The sequence below is a fragment of the Moorena sp. SIO4A1 genome (assembly GCF_010672065.1).
Lineage (GTDB): Bacteria > Cyanobacteriota > Cyanobacteriia > Cyanobacteriales > Coleofasciculaceae > Moorena.
On the sequence record NZ_JAAHHX010000386.1, the window covers coordinates 1 to 2012 of the forward strand.

At 49.2% G+C, this 2012-nt stretch carries 1 protein-coding gene; it reads right to left on the reverse strand.

Annotated features, from left to right (window positions below):
- Nucleotides 1-153: 153 nt before the first annotated feature.
- A partial coding sequence (locus F6K53_RS38545) for a methyl-accepting chemotaxis protein (RefSeq protein WP_293085114.1) occupies nt 154-2012 on the reverse strand: 1859 nt, incomplete at its 5' end.

The following is a 2012-nucleotide window of genomic DNA, read 5'->3' on the forward strand; positions in this document are numbered from 1 at the left end:
ATGGCAGCGCTGGCTAAACCCAGCAGCACCGATTCAATGGTATCTAAGTATTCCTTTGCCTCTTCGAGAAACTGTAGCTGAATTTCCAGTTCTTTGTCCTGTGACATGTGTAGTGGTTAGTGGTTAGGGTTAGTAGTTAGTGCTTAGTGGTCATTAGTCATGATTGTGATCAACTTTAAACTTGCCAACCGATGTTTGTAATTCTTCAGCAATACTTACAGTGTCTTGGAGGGAGTGGGAGATATGTTCTGTTGACTGGTAGGTGCGTTCTGAGATTTGGGCAATGTCTTTCATTAAGTTTGTCACAGCGCTTGAGGTTTCCGCTTGGGAAACGGTGGCTTGGGATATGGATTGAATGAATTGGTCGATTTGGGTGGAGACGTTGAGGATTTGACCAAAACTGTCTTTGGCTTCTTGAACTAGATAGGTGCCTTCGACCACTTGGGTAGTTCCCAGTTCCATGGCTTCTACCACTTCGGAGGTGCCTTGTTGGATGTTGTCTACAATTTGTTCAATTTCTTTAGTGGCCGTGGCAGCGCGAGCAGCGAGTTCCCCAACTTCTTCGGCAACCACTGCAAATCCTTGCCCCTCTTCCCCAGCCCGTGCGGCTTCTATGCCAGCGTTGATCGATAATAGGTTAGTTTGCAGGGCAATTTGGTTAATAAATGCCACCACTTGGGAAATTTGCTGGGAGGATTCCCCAAGGCGCTTGACTTTTTTGGCAGTTTCTGCTATTGTTTCTCTCAAAATTAGAATACTGGCAACAGAGCGCTCAATAGCGTGGGTGCCGCTTTGGGCGGTGTTGGCAGCGGTATGAGCCACGGCAGCGGCTTGGCGGGCGTTAGAAGCTACCTCTTGAATAGAACGACTCATTTGAGCCACAGAATCTAGGGTGTTGGTGATTTCCTGGGTTTGTTGGAGAGCGGCTTCAGACAGTTGATGAATAGCTCCAGCATTGTCCCCAACGGACTGGTTTACCTCAGTGGCAGCAGTTTTGACTTGGGTAACAATCCTTCGTAGACTTTCGATGACGGCATTGAAGAAGTCAGCCACAGTGCCAATTTCCCCACTGAGGATCTCAGCCCTTACCGTGAGGTCACCTTGGGCAGCTCCTTCCACTTTATTGACCAGTTCTAACAGTTGCAACTGTAGGGCTTCCCGTTGTTGCTGTTGCTCCTGGGAAACTACTTCCGCAGCAATGCGGGCTTGTTTGAGCTGCTCTACTAGCTTGGCTTGCTCAAGGGCAAAGCCCAATTGAATGGCCATCTGCCTGAAAAAGTTGATGTCTGATTCTTCCCAATGCCGGGTACCGGAACACTGATGGGCGACCAACAGTCCCAGTAATTTGTCCTCTGCTAAGATGGGGGCGACTAGGTGAGCTTTGACTTTAAACGGTTCAAGTTGACCCAAATAACAATCACTCAAGCCGGCCTGGTAAATGTTATCCAAGGCACTAACTCTACCCTGCTGATACTTTTCCACATATTGGTGGGCAAAGCAGGGGTCAGCAATTTCTGCTCCTAGGGATTTCGGCCAGCCATGACCCACGGATTCGGCGACAATGGTTCCTTGGGCTATTTCGTCAAACAGATAGACTAGAACTCGGTCGGTTTTCAGAGCTTCTCGGATGCCACTGGTGGCTGACTGGTAGATTTCCTCGACTGTGAAGGATTGCCGGATACGGGAGGTAATCTCAATGACTTGCCCAGCTCGATCGGCTTCAGCGGTTTTCACTGTGGCGAGAGTGGCACCGCTTAAAGCTAGTCCTAAGTGGGTGGCTAATTCCTGTAGAAAGTCAATCTCATCGGTGCGCCATACCCGAGTCCTAGAACACTGATGAGCTACCAATAAGCCAATTAGATTATCGACCCCCACAATCGGGACAACCAGATTTGCCTTCACTTGCAGTCGGTTCAACAACTGCATATGGCCCGAGGAATATTTCTCTGCTTGGACATCACTGGTGGGCACAACCCTGCCCTTGCGGTAGGCTTCCAGCAATTTTCTGGGAA